At 40.9% G+C, this 18009-nt stretch carries 8 protein-coding genes; 6 read left to right on the plus strand and 2 right to left on the minus strand.

The genetic code is table 11. The features are described from left to right. Nucleotides 1–39 precede the first annotated feature (39 nt). The gene (locus K6D58_RS00440) at nt 40–3702 is read left to right on the plus strand and encodes a tetratricopeptide repeat protein (RefSeq protein ID WP_296826425.1); all 3663 of its coding nucleotides are present in this window, start codon (nt 40–42) and stop codon (nt 3700–3702) included. On the opposite strand, the gene K6D58_RS00445 is transcribed toward K6D58_RS00440, so the two are convergent. Both K6D58_RS00445 and murJ read right to left on the minus strand, forming a co-directional pair. Further along, the gene (locus K6D58_RS00445) at nt 3689–4834 is read right to left on the minus strand and encodes a M24 family metallopeptidase (protein WP_296826427.1); all 1146 of its coding nucleotides are present in this window, start codon (nt 4832–4834) and stop codon (nt 3689–3691) included. The genes K6D58_RS00440 and K6D58_RS00445 overlap by 14 nt on opposite strands. 24 nt (nt 4835–4858) lie before the next feature. After that, nucleotides 4859–6478: a murein biosynthesis integral membrane protein MurJ gene (gene murJ / locus K6D58_RS00450; protein ID WP_296826429.1), complete on the minus strand. Its 1620-nt coding sequence runs from the start codon at nt 6476–6478 to the stop codon at nt 4859–4861. Nucleotides 6479–6761: 283 nt separating this feature from the next. Here murJ and K6D58_RS00455 point away from each other — a divergent pair, with 283 nt between their 5' ends. The 5 genes from K6D58_RS00455 to K6D58_RS00475 are packed head-to-tail and all read left to right on the plus strand — an operon-like array spanning nt 6762 to nt 18009. Further along, nucleotides 6762–11351, plus strand: coding sequence for a 2-hydroxyacyl-CoA dehydratase (locus K6D58_RS00455; protein ID WP_296826431.1), 4590 nt, complete (start codon nt 6762–6764; stop codon nt 11349–11351). A 25-nt stretch (nt 11352–11376) separates the two neighbouring features. Continuing rightward, nucleotides 11377–12759 (plus strand): hypothetical protein, encoded by a 1383-nt coding sequence (locus K6D58_RS00460; RefSeq protein ID WP_296826433.1) that lies wholly within the window; start codon nt 11377–11379, stop codon nt 12757–12759. 35 nt (nt 12760–12794) lie between these two features. Continuing rightward, nucleotides 12795–15686, plus strand: a complete 2892-nt coding sequence (locus K6D58_RS00465) for a tetratricopeptide repeat protein (protein WP_296826435.1) — start codon at nt 12795–12797, stop codon at nt 15684–15686. A gap of 5 nt (nt 15687–15691) precedes the next feature. Continuing rightward, nucleotides 15692–17341: a hypothetical protein gene (locus K6D58_RS00470; protein ID WP_296826437.1), complete on the plus strand. Its 1650-nt coding sequence runs from the start codon at nt 15692–15694 to the stop codon at nt 17339–17341. Between the two features lie 56 nt (nt 17342–17397). After that, the gene (locus K6D58_RS00475; RefSeq protein ID WP_296826439.1) at nt 17398–18009 is read left to right on the plus strand and encodes a MotA/TolQ/ExbB proton channel family protein; all 612 of its coding nucleotides are present in this window, start codon (nt 17398–17400) and stop codon (nt 18007–18009) included.

Consider the following 18009-nt stretch of genomic DNA (forward strand, 5'->3'; position numbering starts at 1 on the left):
TTTCTGTAAAGGATAATCCTGATTATTTGGAGATAAAATATGGTGAATTCTAATTCAGTAATGATAGATAGAGCTAAATCCGCTGTTCTTGCCCGAGACTACAATACAGCATCAAGAATTTATACCACTATGCTTAAGGATGATCCTGAAAACGTAGGCCTGCTTAAAAACCTGGCAGAAATGTATGTTAAAAGTGGTCAGGATGCCCAGGCTCTTGAAGTTTTTAACCGGATAATCATTCTTCGTCCTGATAATGTAAATGCCCTTAACAATATGGGTGCCATTTACAGAAGAATGAAGCGTTATGAAGAATCAATTGCCGTTCTTGAAAAAGCAATTATCGTAGACGAAAACAATACACAGATTTTTTACAACATGGGCTTTACCTACAAGCTTATGGGAATGAACGAAGAAGCCATTTCATGTTTTAAAAAAGTTGTAAATGAAAACCCTCAGGATGTTCTTGCCCTTAATCATATAGGTGCTGTTTATGCTGCAGAAAATAAAAATGAAGAAGCAATTTCCTGGTACCTTAAGGGATTAAAGATAGATCCTAATCATCCTGTCCTTCACCTTAATCTTGCAGACAGCTACAGTAAGATTGGTAAATATAATCTTGCAGAAACCCAGTATGAAATGGCCCTTAAAACAAAGCCGGGCTGGATAGATGCAGTTGATTCCTATGCAGACATGCTTCTTACAAAAAACAGAACAAAAGAAGCAGGCCAGATGGTAAAAAATGCCATAGACCTTAATCCTAAAAATGTAGACATGCATACTAAAATGGGAAAGGTTTTATATAAGCAGAATGAATATGATGGGGCAGAAAAGGAATTTAAAACCGCCCTTAATTATGACCCTGACAATGTAAAGGCTCTTTCTGCCCTTGCTGATAATTATGAAGTCACAGGAAAAAATGAAGAAGCCATTCACACAATGGAACATCTTGAACGCCTTGAACCTGAAAATTCAAATGTTCAGCATCAGTACGCATCAATTCTTTTAAGTGCAAACAAAATTGATGATGCCAGTAAAAAAATCCAGAAACTGTGGAATGAAAATCCTGAAGATGCAAAGACCCTTAATCTTCTGAGCCAGTATTACATCTGTAAGGATGAAGAAGAAAAAGCCCTTCAGTGCCTTAAGAAAATAAGCGAAAAGGAACCTGAGTACAGTGACTTTTATAAAGACTGTGCAAAGAGATTTTCTCAGGTAGGTAATCTTGATAAGGCAGAAAAATACTACAAAAAGTTTAATGAAAAAAATCCGGAAGATACTCAGGTATTAAAGAATCTGGCAGAAACTTCAGAAAAGCTTGGTAATCTTGCAGATTCCTATGAGTATTACAGGCAGATTGGAGAACTTGATAAAGACAGTAAGACTGCAAAAAAAGGCATTGAGCATATAAATGACAAAATGCTTTTAGAAAAGAAAAATGAACAGCAGGAAGAAAAGTCAGAAGACTTTATTAATTCAGAAATTGCTTCTGTAGAGCCTTCCCCAGAAAAAGAAGAAATAGGTGCAGAATTTGTAAAGGAAGACTCTTCTAAAGAAGAAAGGAAACTTACGCCGGAAGAAGAATTCAGAAACCGTCAGCCCTATGATTTTGAAAAACTTACCGACGATACTTCTTCTGCAGAAGATATATTTGATTCAGGTAAACTTGATCAGGAAATCCTTGCTGACAATACGGATAAATACGAAGACCGTCTTGATGCTCTTGAAGATGAGGATGATGAAGATTTCTTTGCCAATAATTCCTTTGGTTCAGATTCAATAAAGGGACCATCTGAAGACAATATGGATAACATGTTTTCTCCGGAAGACATTACTCCTCATAAAAAGAATGATTCTCCATTTGAATTAAGTGACGGCATGGATGACTTTCAGAATGATTATCCTCCAAAGAGGGACAATGAACAAAATCCTTATGCCAGTCAGCGTCCTCAGCGTCCTCAGCCTCAGAATGATCCTTACAGGGAAGATCCATATAGAGATAATCCTTACCAGCAGCCAAAGGAAGATGCCTATGCTCCTCCACCTCCACAGCCACAGCCACAGCCTCCTCAGCCACAGCCACAGGAGCCTTCTTATTCTCCTCAGGATGAACTTTTTAACCAGAAAAGAAACGAAGAACTCCAGAAACTTCAGGACCTTGCAAAGGAACTTCAGGATGCCAGGGACCAGCTTGCTCGTCAGCAGAAAGAGAACAAGGATCAGGAAATGGAACGTCTTCAAAAATATGAAGATGAACAGAATGCAAAGCGTAATGAAGAATTAAAAAAACTTCAGGATCTTGCAAAAGAACTTCAGGATGCCCGCCAGCAGCTTAAGGATGCAGCAGAAAAGAAAAACGAAGATGCTCTTCAGAGTCAGCAGCCATCAAAAGCTGAGCAAGTAATGCCGGAAGCTGATGAAGAAAAATATAATCCTCAATCAGACATGGAGAGTCAGCCGGAAGAAGACTATAATCCTCAGCCTGATAATAAAAACCTTCCTCCTTACATGAGGGATGATAGTGAAGATGAAGATACCATCCGGAACATGGATGATGATTTAATGCCTGCAGATGATGAAGATTCTGCAGATAAGGGACCTGTCTTTACTGCAGATGACAGTCCTGCTCATGAAGATGCAGCTGATTTAAGTCAGGAAGTTGAACCTTTGTTCAGCGAAGACGAACTTGAAGATGCAGCAGATGAGTTTGATTACAACCAGTCCCAGCCTCATGATAAAGGACCGGATTATGATTCTGCAGATGACCTTATTGATGATGAAGATCTTTTAAAGCAAAGCGGTTCTCCTGATTCAATCATGTCTGACAATGACATGGAGGATGCTCCTTATGAAGAACCTATGTTTGACAGTGAAGATCAGATGAAGGATGCCTATGACATGATGCAGGAAGATCCTGATGAAAAGTCACTGGAAGAAGTTCCTCCTGCAGAAGATGCTGCTGATTTTATGGATGAAGATATAGCAGGAGATTCTCTTCCTGAATCTGAAACTGCAGCAGATGTAAATGCCGATGATACAGACGTAAATGCAGAAAACGCAGATGTAAACGCAGAAGATTCTGCCGGTCAGACTGCAGGTGGAGAAGGTGAATCAGAAACTTCTGCTGATATAAATCCTGAAGATTCCCCTGCTGATGATATTGATTCCATGGCTCATCAGATTGCATCAGAAGCGTCAGAGGATAATGACGATGAAGAACTGGACTGGCCTGCAATTACTCCTGAAGAACTTGCCTTTGCAGAAAGTCAGCCTGCTGTCCGTCCGGAAGAAGATCCTTATGAAATGGCAGCAGATACTATCCGTAAAGTTGTAGATGAACTTACAGAGTACGAAACTTCACAAAAGTTCAGCCTTACAAGCAAGCTCTTCCAGAACCTTAAGGCTTTCTCACAGTTTTTGCCTGATGGTAAATCAGATGCCTTCTTAAGAAGCCGTACAAACCTTCAGCTTGAATTTATTATTGCCCGCCGTAGTGGAAAGCGTGGTCTTCTTGCTCAGGCAAGTGCCATTCGTGATCAGCTTGGTGATGATGATATTTCCGGCGTTAACTTTGATAAGAAAAAGCTTGCGCTCACCCTCCTTAATTCCATGCTTCCTCTGGTCTATGAACTTCCTGACAAGGAAAAGGCCGGAAAGCTGGAAAAAGAAGTTGAGCGCATGTTTGAAAAGATTACAAATACATGATTCTTGAACGGGTAAGGAGCTCGTTTGAAGTGGCAGTTATAAGTACGTCATTTTCAAGACGGGTTCCCCCAAGTTCAGGATCGTAAAGACCAGGTTCCAGAGTAATGATATTGCCTGGTACAAATACCTTGTCTTCTGCAGCCCTCATGCTGATAAATGGAGCTTCATGAATTTCAAGACCTGTCCCGTGGCCAAGACCATGGGGCATTTTTTTGCCTGCAGCTGCAAAAATCTCATCTGCCTTACGGGCAGCATCTATGATTTTTTTACCAGGCATGTAAAGCTTGCGGCATTCATCAGCAGCAGTCTGTACAAGTTCAAGAAGTTTTTCCTGTTCTTTTTCAAGAGGACCCCTTGCTACAGTTATAGTACAGTCAGAAGCGTAACCTTCATAGCAGACACCATAATCAAGAATACTTAAACCTTTGCTTCCCCAGCTTCCACCTGTATATCCAGGGAAGGCATGAATTGCAAAGGAGCGGGATGGACCTGCTGATAAAGTATCAAAGCTAGTTCTTTCTGCTCCTTCCTGTCTAAGGTAGCCTTCTGCAAAAAGTGCCACATCTGCTTCTGTAAGGGCTTTACCGCTTTTAAGCATTTTTTCTATTTCGTCAGTCATGGCATCTGTAATAGAGCAGGCTTTACGGGTACACTGAATCTCGTATTCATCTTTAACGGCCCTGCATTCTTCTACAAAGTCATGTACGGAATTTTCACTGCAGAAAACATCCCAGTCTTTAATTTCATTTTTGAATTTAAGGAATTCTACATGAGTTGTTACATCTGGAAGAGCCAGCCTTTTTTCTGAAGAAGCCCCTGTAAAGTCTCCGTCAAACTGAGCCAGAATTGCCTTTACACTGGTAAGGTAATCCCTTTCAAAATCTGTGTATGGAATAACCCTGTCTGCGTGGGCTTTCTGAGAAGCAAGGTTTACATCCCATGGAATAAGAACAGCTTGGCCCTTTGAATGAAGTACAAGTACTGCATCATTAGGGTGACCGGTAAGATATCTTACGGAAACATCCCTGCCGTCTTCACTGTCATGAAAAACAGCAGCTGCAATGTCATGTTCTTTCATCCAGGCATAAACCTTCTGCCTGCGTGCCTTAAAAATTGAATCTAAATCTGTCATATAAAAACCTCTTTATAATTATTTTTATCTTCGTCTTATTTTTGAAAGGGCTGCCTTTAATATTGAATCCTTTGTAATTACAAGAAGGAAAATTCCACAGAAGGCAAATACTGCTACGCTGATTGCTACAGGAAAACCTGCAGAAATAAAACGTCCGTGTCCTGCAAAAATATCCAGAAGTTTATTCTTAAAAAGAATAAGTGGAATTATTGAAAGACCGGAGAAAAGAGCAATCTTAACTGCATAAAGAATACTGCCGCCTATTATTTTTTTAGTTTCGATAAAAGCATTTTTCCTGAAGAAAATAAAAAGCATAACTGTGTTTACAAAACTTGCAGCCGTAAGGGCAAAGGCAATTCCCTTTCCTTCATATTTATTCACCAGAAGTGAAGCAAGAAGAATGTTTACTCCAAAATTAATAAGCCCTGCCAGGGTAGGACTTTTTGTATCGGACTGGGCATAAAAAGCTGGTCCTAAAATTCTGTTAAGGGCAATAAATAAAAGTCCTGCTATATGAAAATGAAATACTGCTGTGGTTTGTTTAATGGAAGAGGCATCAAATTTTCCGGAAGCATAAACTAAAGTAATAAGGGAATCTCCCATAACTATTCCGTAAAAAGTAATTGGAATGGAAATAAGGGTCATTATTTTGATTGCAGCAGCCAGCATTGAATTAAAATCTGCCCACAGCTGTTTTTTTACAAAGCCGGTAAGGTCAGGAAGAATAACTGTACCAATGGTTACGGCACAAATACCCAGAATAAGTTCCTGAAGCCTGAGGGAATACTGCAGGGAAGATACAACACCGGTCCCTGCTCTTGTTGCCAGGGCAGAAGAAACCAGGTCATTTACCTGATAACCTGCCATTCCGATAATTGTAGGTCCTATTAATAAAAGAACTTTTTTTGTTCCAGGATTAGTAAAGGCATTTTTAAGTGAAGTAAAGCTGATCTTCCAGCCGTTTTTTAATACAAAAGGCAGCTGAAAAAGACACTGTACGCTTCCTCCGCTTATTACACCAATTGCCATGGCCCTTGCAGGATTTTTTGTAAGGGGAGCAAGCAGGTAGGTGGCAGTAATTACAATTGAATTAAAGAGAATAGGTGTAAAGCCTGAAGGAGAAAAAATCTTAAGGCCGTTAAGTATTCCCTGAAAAAATGCAGCTATTGAAATTACCACCAGGTAAGGAAACATTATACGGGTAAGGACAGCAGCTTCACTTATAGCTGACTGGTTTTTGTAAAATATACGGAGAATCCATGGTGTAAAAATCATTCCCAGGGTTACAAAAAGCACTGTAGAGAAAGTTACCAGTGTAAAGGTTGAATTAATGAACTGCTGGGTTCTTTTTTTACCGTCTTCCCCTGATTCTTCTTCAAGATAGCCCTTAAAGGTTGGAATAAAGGCTACGGAAACAGAGTTTTCTGCAAAAAGACGCCTGAAAAGGTTAGGTATCATAAAGGCATTTGTAAATGCGTCAGAAAGACTGCTTGTTCCTAAAAAGCGGGATTTTGTCATTTCCCTTATAAGTCCCAGGACTCTGGAAATTAATGTAAGAAGTGAAAGGGATAAGCCCTTTGAAAGAAGTGACCGGGATTTTTTCTTTTCTGTCTGAACAGAAGCTTTGTCATCATTATTGCTCATGGAATGAGTATAAAACTTTGATAATATTTTATAAAGTGGACAGCTTTTTATCTTCTATATTATAAGCCGTGAACTGCCTGTTTCCTGTAAAGAGCCTTAAAATCTGCTTAAAAAGCTAAACTTTAAGACAAAATTTCATTCTCATTAAAACCCTTGAGTTTTAATCAGATTCTTTATAAACTTGTACATTGACTATGTTGTGGCTGTTTAAATAATGGCAGCACTTTCATTTGTTGAAGATTAGTTTATTCTATAAATATGCCTTTTTGTGGAGATTTTTTGTATGGAGAATTCACAGCTTAACGTTTCGTCCATGACACCTGTAGTAAAACCAGTACGCATGGGTATTGACGTTGGTTCAACAACCGTAAAAGTAGTAATTTTAGGAGATAATGACGAGCTCTTGTACGGGGCTTATGAAAGACACCGTGCTGATATCAGAAACACAATCATTCAGGTTGTAAACAATGCCTTTGATACTGTTATAAGTAAATTCCCTGCCGGAGAAAAGCAGACTGTTAGTGTAAAGGTAACAGGTTCCGGAGGATTTTCAGTATCCCAGTGGCTTAACATTCCTTTTATTCAGGAAGTAGTAGCTGCTACAACTGCAGTAAAAAAGATTATTCCTCAGACAGATGTTGTAATTGAACTTGGTGGTGAAGACGCCAAAATTACATATTTTAAGGGTGGTGTAGAGCAGCGCATGAATGGTACCTGTGCCGGTGGTACAGGAGCCTTTATTGACCAGATGGCAGCCCTTCTTGAAACAGATGCTTCCGGCCTTAATGAACTTGCCCGTGGAGCAACTACAATTTATCCTATTGCAGCCCGCTGTGGTGTATTTGCCAAGACAGACGTACAGCCTCTTATTAACGAGGGTGCCCGCCGTGAAGATATTGCAGCTTCCATTTTTCAGGCTGTAGTATCCCAGACTATTTCAGGACTTGCCTGCGGTAAGCCTATCCGCGGTCACGTTGCCTTCCTTGGTGGACCTCTTCACTTTCTTGATCAGCTCCGCCAGCGCTTTATCGTAACCCTTAAGCTTACAGAAGAAGAAACTATTGTTCCTGATAACAGCCAGCTTTTTGTTGCCAGCGGTGCAGCATATTCAGCAGAAAGAACTGTAAGATGCCTTAATCCTCAGGAAAAACAGAGGACTTTCCCTACAATTGCAGAATTCCGTGATAGCCTTTCAAACCTTGTAGGGGCAGAAATGCAGGAAGTTCAGCGTCTTGAACCTCTTTTTAATACTCAGGAAGAAATTGACGAGTTCAACAAGCGTCACTCTACAGAAAAAGCCCTTACCGGCAAGCTTGAAGAGACAAAAGGTCCTGTATTCCTTGGCCTTGATGCCGGTTCTACTACAACAAAGGCCGTTCTTACAGATACAAAGGGACGTATTCTCTGGAGATTCTATGACGTTAATGCCGGAAACCCTGTAGACCTTGCAGTCCGCGTACTTAAAGACCTTTATAAGATTCTTCCAAAGGATGTATATATTGCCCGTGCAGTTTCTACCGGTTATGGAGAAGCTCTTTTCCAGGCCGCTTTAGGTGTAGATGCAGGCGAAGTAGAAACAATTACCCATTACCGTGCAGCTGATTTCTTTGTTCCTGGTGTTGAATTCCTCCTTGATATTGGTGGACAGGACATGAAGTGTCTTCGTATGAAGGACGGTGCCATTGTTTCAATTCAGCTTAATGAAGCCTGTTCCGCAGGTTGTGGTTCCTTCCTTGATAACTTTGCCCATACAATGGGTATGAATGTAAGGGACTTCAGTAAAATAGCCCTTCTTGCCAAAAAGCCTGTAGACCTTGGTACCCGCTGTACTGTATTTATGAACAGCCGTGTAAAGCAGGCCCAGAAGGAAGGTGCAGAAGTTGCTGATATTTCTGCCGGACTTTCTTATTCCGTTATTAAAAATGCCCTCTTTAAGGTAATTAAGCTTAGAAAGGCTTCAGATATTGGTTCCAAGGTAGTTGTTCAGGGTGGTACCTTTAATAACGATGCAGTTCTCCGTGCTTTTGAAAAGATTGCAGGAGTAAATGTATTTCGTCCTGATGTTGCCGGCCTTATGGGTGCCTATGGTTCTGCCCTTATAGCCCAGGACCAGTGGGAAGATCTCCGTCGTCCTAAGCCGGATGATCCTGACCAGACACCAAAATTCGTTAAGTCAAATATTGCAAATCTTGAACAGCTTGAAAGCTTTAAGGTAGACCTGGAACTCCGCCGCTGCGGTAAGTGTTCAAATAACTGTCTCCTTACTATTAATACCTTCTCTACAGACGGAGATGAAGGTTCTTCTACCCGTGCAGTACGCAAGTTCATTACAGGAAACCGTTGTGAACGTGGTGCTGAACTTGATGAAGACAAGTCAAAGGTTGTAGATGCCAGCAACAAGGCAAATACCCTTACTTCTGACGATGATGACAACAAGAATCTTCCAAACCTCTTTGAATGGAAGTACAAGAGACTCTTCCACTATGTTCCTCTTCGTCCTGAAGAAGCAACAATGGGTGATGTAGGTATTCCACGTGTACTTAATATGTACGAAAATTACCCTCTCTGGTTTACTTTCTTTACAAAACTTGGATTCAGGGTTCGTCTTTCTCCACGTTCCAGCCGTGCAGTTTACGAAAAGGGTCTTGAAACAATTCCATCTGAATCTGTATGTTACCCTGGAAAGATTTCCCATGGTCATGTAGAAAGTCTCCTTAAATCAGGAGTTAAATTTATATTCTATCCTTGTGCTCCTTACGAAACCAAGGAAGATTCCGGGGCAGGCAACCACTATAACTGTCCTATCGTTACAAGTTATCCTGAAGTTCTCCGCAACAATATTGATGCCCTCCGTCAGGATTCCAGCATAACCTTCCTTAATCCTTTCCTCCCTATCTATGACGAAAAGCGTCTTGGTGAGCGTCTTTACGAAGTACTTAAGCCTCACTTTAAGAACCTTACTTATGATCAGGTAAAGGATGCGGTACATGCCGGCTGGCTTGAACAGGAAAAATTCCGCCATGATGTACAGGAAAAAGGTGAAGAAACTCTTGAAGAAATCATCCGCCGTGGTGCAAATGGTGTAGTTCTTGCAGGACGTCCATATCACCTTGATCCGGAAATCAACCATGGTATTCCGGAAATGATTAACGGTCTTGGCCTTGCAGTATTTACAGAAGATTCTGTAGCTCACTTTGGAAAAATCGAACGTCCTCTCCGTATTGTAGACCAGTGGACTTACCATAACCGACTTTACCGTGCAGCATCCTTTGTTAACGGAATGCCTAACCTGGAACTTGTACAGCTTACTTCTTTTGGTTGTGGTCTTGATGCCGTAACAGCAGATCAGGTTGACGAAATCATGAAGGCAAAGAGCCGCATGTATACCCTTATTAAGATCGACGAAGGAAGCAACCTTGGTGCAGTCCGTATCCGTATCCGTTCCCTTATTGCAGCCGTTAAAGCCCGTGAACGTAACAGAATTAAGCCTGTAGTTAAGAGTGCTGCATATCAGCGTCAGATCTTTACTAAAGAAATGAAGTACAAGCATACAATTCTTGCACCTCAGATGAGTCCTATTCACTTCCGCCTTTTACAGAGGGCAATGCAGTATTCAGGTTACAACTTTGTTGTTCTTGATGCCGTTGATCCGGGAGCTGTAGAAACAGGACTTAAGTATGTAAACAATGATGCCTGCTATCCTTCAATCCTGGTTGCAGGTCAGATGATTCATGCCCTTCAGAGCGGTAAATATGACCTTAACAACGTCAGCCTTCTTATTACCCAGACAGGTGGTGGCTGCCGTGCTACAAACTATATCGGATTTATCCGCCGTGCCCTTGCAGATGCAGGTCTTGCCCATATTCCTGTAATTTCCATGAGCACTCAGGGACTTGAAACAAACCCTGGATGGACTTATTCACTGTCCATGATTAAGAGGTGTTTCCGTTCTGTAATGCTTGGTGACCTTCTTATGAGGGTACTTTACAGAACAAGACCTTACGAAGCAGTTCCAGGCAGTGCCAATGCCCTTTATGAAAAATGGAACGGCATTTGTGAAGAAAAGCTCAGGAATATGAATACCTTTACCTATCATAAGGTAATCAGGGGAATTATCCGTGACTTTGACAGACTTCCTCTTCTTCCAATTAAAAAGCCTCGTGTAGGTGTTGTAGGAGAAATCCTTGTTAAGTTCCATCCTACAGCCAACAACGATATCGTTAATACAATTGAGCGTGAAGGTGCTGAATGTGTAATGCCTGATCTTGCAGACTTTGTATTCTATTGTCTTGCAGAAGGTCCATTCCGCCACAGGGAACTTGCTTTCCCTAAGAAAGAAGAACGTAACTCAAAGCTTCTTGTATGGCTTCTTGAACTTTTCAGAAAGTACATGAAGAAACAGCTTAGAAAGAGTCACCGTTTTGATCCTCCAGCCCTCATCTGGGATATGCAGAAGGGTGTAGATGATATCGTACAGCTTGGTAACATTACCGGAGAAGGATGGTTCCTTACTGCAGAAATGGTAGAACTTATTCATACCGGTGCTCCAAGTATTGCCTGTGTTCAGCCTTTTGCCTGTCTTCCTAACCATGTAACAGGTAAGGGTATGATTAAGGAACTCCGCCGCCGTTATCCTGATGCAAATATTTCTGCCATCGATTACGACCCGGGTTCTTCAGAAGTAAACCAGCTTAACCGACTTAAGCTTCTTCTCAGTAACTCTCCTGCAGGAAAGCACCCTGACGAAGAAAAGGACGGAATGATTCATACACCGGATCACAAAGTTCTTAAGCCGGAAATAAGGCTTCCTGAAGGTGCAGCATTCATTGATCCGGAACCGGTTGCAATGCAGGATGCGCCCCTTTCGGTATAAAATATCAGGACGAATAATGAAAGTGATGAAAAAAGTTTTCTGTATTATTTCTTTTGCCTTGCTGAATGTTATTCCGGTATTTGCTGACTATCTTTTAGGCAGCCTGCCGGATTCATCTGAAATAAGAAGCAGGATTATTGACAGCTGGTTTACAGCCCCTGTCAGTGAACTTCAGAAAAAAAATCCTGAACTGTATGAAGACGCTACTGGAAACGTTTTTCAGGTTCGTGCAGAAGAAGGTTTTGACAGTATTTTCATCATAGTTTCACCAAGAGGCTATCAGGAAGTTACCTTTGTTCATGAAGACGGTGAGCAGACAATGCAGGTTGCCGCCTATGAACGGGGTGCTCCCGGCAGCTGGGTTTTAACCCGTAACAAGGCTACAGGTAAAGCAGAAAACATTCAGTGGTATTTTAATAAGGATGCTTCCGTTTACATTCAGTTTAAACCTGTTGGCAGCAAGACTTACGGAGATATGATTATTCTTGGTATGTATGCGGCCAGATCCGTAGCAATTGGTGTACCTTTTAACAGACTTTACACAGCTTCTTTCCTTGACATTCACCGCTGGACAGAAAAATCCCTTCCATGGAAAAACGTAGAAGTTATTCCGGGACAGTACAGGGATATTCTTACCATGATTCAGATTATCCGTGAAAAGATTCCTTCAATAGATTATGCTCCTGACCTTTGTTACAACGAAGAAGGAAAACTTTATTCCATTCTTAAAAACAAGCCCTTTACCCTTATAAATGAAGAAGACGGAAGTGAATATATTCCGGAAGACAACGGTCGTCTTTCTTTAAGCGGAGCCGGCTTTATAAAATGGATTGTAGACGGAATCATAGAACCTGTAACAGGAAAAAACACAGCCATAGCAGAACTTGAGCAGCCTACAGTTTACTTTGATTCAACAAGTAAAAACGGAGTTATCTCCCAGGAAGCCAGCATAACTTTTGCCCTGGACTGGGTAAGGAATCTTGCAGCAAAGGCAGTTTCCGTAAGAACAGGCCGCAGCTTTACTTTTGAAAACGGCGGTGTAGATGTAAACGTAAAGATTTTTTCTTCTGACATTCAGAATGGAAAAGTCGTAGATAACACCGGATATATTCCAGATACAGGATATGAATTTAAAAATCTTAAGGCCATGCTTTACGTCCTTGCTGTCCGTGAACCGGGCTGGTTTTATATAGCAGCGGTAAAACAGCATTCTGCCATTAAGCATGACGAATTTGTCTTCAGTGATACTGCAGTTTTCTTTCCTTACTTTGATGACTCAGGAAAGTTTGACTGTGCTGTTTTTATGAACGGTAAGGAAGTATCTTTTGAAGATTATCTTTCCCTCTATAAAAATGCCTACATTCATCTTAACAGGGTTAAGTCGTCGGAATATTTTTATCCACGCTGACCTGAATAAACACGTAATTAAATAAGGAGATTTCTTTGATATCTGTTTTTAAAAAGACCGGATTTACTGTAAAACTTCTTCTTGCTTCCGGACTTCTGCTTGCCGGCGGAAGAATTTTTGCAAACGATGCCAGGGTATACAGTGACATTAAGTCTGCCTATTACAGCGGAGCTTTTCCTGCTGCAATTGAGTATGCCATTACTATGGAAGAGGAATATCCCCGTTCCCTGCTTTTAGGCAAGGCTCTTTCCTTTAAGGGCAGAAGCTACTTCAGGCTGGGCCGTTATGAAGATGCCTGCCTTTCCCTTACAAAAGCCTGCCAGCTTGCTTCCGGAGATGAAGACCTTCTTTGTCCTTCCCTCTACTGGCTTGGAAGAGCTTATGCAGCCCGTCAGGAAGACACTTATGCATTAAATGCCTTTTATGAATCCTGCAGGATTTTCAGAAACAGGCGGCCTGATTCCCTGGAAGAGTATTACTATCTTTCCCTTATGAATGCAGCCGGAGTTTTTTACAGTCAGAATAAGTTTGGACAGGCTGTTGAACTTCTGGAAACCTGTCTTTCTGGTGGAGATAAATTTTCTTCGGATGATTTTAATTCCGTAGTACTTATGCTTTTTGATTCTTACCTTAATGATGGTAAAAATCAAAGGCTTCTTGATGTATACCAGCGCATTGATACAAAAAAACTGGATGAAATAACAGCTGCCAGCCTTTCCCTTGATGCAGGTTCAGCTTACGAAAATCTAGGCCAGTATAAAAAAGCTTACGGTCAGTATGTTAAGGTTCTCTCCGGTTCTGATTCTGTAATGGCATCCCTTGCTTTACAGAAAGCTTATAATGTTGCTTCCCTTCACAGAAAGGAAGTTGGAGAAGATCCGGGAACTGTTCTTGAAAAAGCCAGGGGCAACTTAAGGGAGTATGATTCCCTTCTTGCAGAATTCTGGACCCGTTTTGCAGCAGATGCTTATGAAGAAAAAAATTATGCCAAATGCAAAACTTACCTTGATAATGCAGAAAGTGCAGATTCCAGCGGAACTTATACAGCCCTTATCGGACTTTACAGGGCAAGACTGGATTCAGCAAATACAGTAAAGATTCTTGATGACTATGTTGTAAAATCTTCTCTGTCTGAAGATGATGAATACTATCCTGCCTACCGCCTTTTATATGCAAGAAGCTATGCATTTGAAGGTAAGTGGGACGAAGCTTTGTTTAATGCAGGTGAAGCTTATTCTAAAAGCGTAAGTCAGGCTTCCCTTTATTTATATGCCCTCAGTCTTTATAAAAAGGGTGATTATAAAAAGGCAGAAGAAATTCTTCAGGGCAGAAAACTTGAAAGTCATGAACTTAATCTTCTTTATGCCCAGATTCTTGCAAGAAACGGAAAGACAGAAAAATCAGCAGCCCTTTATCGTGCCCACAGGGATTATCTTAACGGAGAACAGATGGCAGATTTTTCAAAGGTTCTTTTCCTGGAAGGAGCCCTTACTTCCAGCTTTGATGCAGCCCTTGATTCTACAGTTCCTGATGCAAATTATATGGCAGCCCTTTCTGCCTTTAACCGCCGGGACTGGAAAACTGCGGAAAAATATTTTTCAAAGTATCTTTCCGTAAAGAACAGACCTATGGAAGCTTATGCCATGTTCTACAATGGCTATGTTCAGTATAAAACCGGACAGTCTCTTTCTGCCTGTACATCGCTGAATACTTTTGTACAGAAATATTCATCTCATTCCCTTGCATGGAATGCCTGTGTTGTCGGAGCAAGAGCAGCCCTTCAGAATTCTGATTTGCAGACAGCAGAAAAATTTGCAAAAAAGGCAGTTGATGCTTCAAGGACAAAAGACCAGAAGGAAAATGCAGTTTTACTTTATGCTTCCATTTATTCAGATGCAGGAGAAAGTGAAAAGGCTGTAGCTGTTCTTAATCCTTATCTTAAAGAAAAAAGTGATTTTGGCGTAAGGTGCCGTTTTGAAACAGCCCGTCTTTATGCAAAGCTTAATAAAATAGAAGACAGTGACAGTCTTTATCGTGACATTCAGAATAATTTTACTTCTTCCAGTCTTGCAGATGAAGCTTCCTTCAGGAGAGGTGAACTTTACTATACCAAGGGAGAATATCCTCAGGCAGTAAGCCGCTTTACTGAATATCAGAAAAAATTCCCATCAGGAAATTTTCTTGATGCCTCATATTTTTTTATTGCAGACAGTTATGCAAAGAACAATCAGACAAACCGTGCTGTAAATCAGTATAAGATTCTTAAGGAAGCTTTTCCTGATTCATCTTATATTTACAGTGCCCAGAAAAATCTTGCTGAACTTTACCGTGCCCAGGCTTCCTATGATCTGGCTCTGGCAGAAGCAAGAAGTATAGTTCAGAACTTTCCTGTAGAAGCTAAGGCTGATGGAATTACAGAAGAACTTGATGAACTTAAAAAACTTCTTGCAGGAGAAAGCGAGAAGGGTGTAAGGCTTCAGAAAGATTATGAAGATGCAGGAAAATCTTCTACAGAAAAAGGCCGTGCTATTGGAACAGAACTTTGTGAACTTTTATGGGAAGATGCTTCTACTCAGAAAGATGCAGCAATTCTTGCAGAAGAACTTTTTGCAATTCAGAGTAAAAAGTCTAACGAAAACAGGGAAGCTGCTTTTGCCGCAAGAACTGCCCTTATAGCTGCCCAGTACAACAGGGCTTCCGGTGATGCAAAAAGTGCAGCTGACTATTACCTTAAGGCTGCCAATTATGCAGTAGGTACTTCCAACCATAAGCTTGCCCAGAGGGTACTTTATGGTGCAGTAGAAGCCTTTGATTTTGCAGGTTACCAGGGAGATGCCAGGTCAACAGCTGCAAAACTTCACGAACTGTATGCTGATTCAGAATATGACAAGCGCAGTCAGAAACTCATAGCAAATTACGGAGAATAATATATATGAAAAAAATTGCCTTATTAACAGCGACCCTTATTTGCACTGCAGGCCTTTTTGCCCAGACAGCAGATGAAGAAGAAAAGATTATCCTTCCGGAACTTACAACTACAGTAACAGGTGATTCCCTTACTGCCGGAAAAGATGCTGTGCCTGATTTTTCAGATGTACTTCCATCTGAATCAGAAGACCTTCCTATGCCTAAGCTCCCTGGAATTCAGACAGGTAATGTTTATGATGAACCGGAAGCAGATTTTTCTTCTGCCTCAGACAAGCAGATTTTTGCAAATGGTCTTATAGGTGCAGGTATTCCGGGATATTTTACCGGAGATTTTTCTATCTATAAGAGCAGTGGTGATAATCCTTTCTCCCTTAAGTTTTCTCATGAAAACCAGAATGGTTACGGAAAACATGATGTTACAGAAGGATACTTTGACCGCAGGACCCTTCTTAGTGGAGAAAAAACAATTACTACTAAAAACTTTGTATTTGATTTTTCTGCAGCCTATGACAACAGTGCTTACGGTCTTCAGGAAAAGAGTGAAGCTTTTTATGACATTAACTATCAGACAGTTTCTACTAAGGACAATATTAAATGGAAGCTTCCTTATGGTTTTGCCTTTAATCTTGGGGGCCAGGCTGAATGGTACAACCGCTATGAAGGTAAAAACAAGGATTCAGTAAGTTCCCTTTTAAGCCAGCAGGAAGACGGAGATGTTTTCTTCTTAAATCCTGTATTTAAAGCCCAGTGGGAAAACTACGGCTTTAACATTGCCTTTCTTTCTGACTATCAGTGTGAATTCTTTTATAACAGTGAATCAACAGCTGGCAGTGAAGACACTTCCCTTATCAGCAGGGGAGAGTTTACCCTTGCCTTTGGCTGGAAAAATGATTTCCTTAAAATTGCTGCTGACGGTGGTGTAGTTGTTGGTAATGAAATCGGAGGCAACACAGCCCTTCCTGTATTCTCCCTTGACTTTACAGGAACCTTCAAAGCCGGAAGCCGTGACCTTGTTATAGAAGCTACCGGAGGTCTTCTTTCTGAACTTACAAAATACTCTGATGCAGAAAAGGCTTATCTTTTTACAGCTTCTTCAATTCTCCCATCAGAAAGTACTGACTGGTTTGGTTCTTTAAAACTCAGTCTTCCTATTGGTTCAAAGCTTACTCTTGATGCAGGTACAACTTTTAAAAAGACAGCCTTTGGAAACGGAAGCTGGGAAGCTGATTATTCACAGACAATCGGTACGGAAAACCTTTACGGACTTACAGAAAAGGAACGTACTATTCTTATATCTCAGGCAGCCCTTTCTTTCTCATGGAAAATATTCACTGTAGAACTTGAGTGGAAGAATAACGCCCTTCATGTTCCTTCAAATGAATATTCAAATGTAATCGGCGGTAATCTTGACTTTCAGTCTTCCCTTGCAAACTGGGGCTTTAATGCCGGACTTTACGAAACTATTGGTGAAGATGTAGATCTCTGCCCTGTAATTAAGGGAGGTGCTTTTTACAAGCTCAGGGATTCCATCAGTCTTGAACTGGCAGTTGACGATGTTGTAAAATTAATATTCAGAAAAGACCGTGACTATGGTGAATCAATTTACCTTAAGAGGGCAGGAAGTGCTAAGATTCTTGTACACTTCTTCTTCTAGGTTAAGTCAGGATTTTAACGGCAGTCACATAAAAATATAAACTAAGGATGTAAATTATGTTAGAAACATTAAAAAGCGGTGGACCACTTATTATTCCTATTGTACTTTGCGGAGTAATTGCTCTTTTTATCATTATTGAAAGACTTCATTATTTTATTACCCTTAAAAAAAGGGATGAAAAACTTATGAAGTCGATTCTTGATGATCTTGAAGGCCATGATTATTCAACAGCAGAAGCTGATTGTATTCAGGCTGACACACCATGTGCAGAAGTAATCAGAATGGCAATTAACAGCCGCCGTCTTGATGAAGTAAACCTTAAGGAAGCAGTACAGACTAAAATGGACAGTGTAGTTCAGCAGTTTGAACATTTCCTTTCGGCTCTTGGAACAATTTCAAATATTTCTACACTTCTGGGACTTCTTGGAACCGTAACAGGTAACATTAAGGCCTTTGGTGTTCTTGGAAACGGCGGCTCTATGGGTGATCCTGCAGTTTTGGCAGGTGCCATAGCAGAAGCTCTTGTAACTACAGTTGCCGGACTTGTTGTAGCTATTCCTGCAATTGTATTCCACAATTATTTTAACAGCCAGGTTAACCACAGAATCCGTGACATGGAATCAAATGTAACCCAGGTTATGTTCCGTATTTTAGGAAAGGATATCTGA

The organism is Treponema sp. (assembly GCF_024696245.1).
Classification (GTDB): Bacteria; Spirochaetota; Spirochaetia; order Treponematales; family Treponemataceae; genus Treponema_D.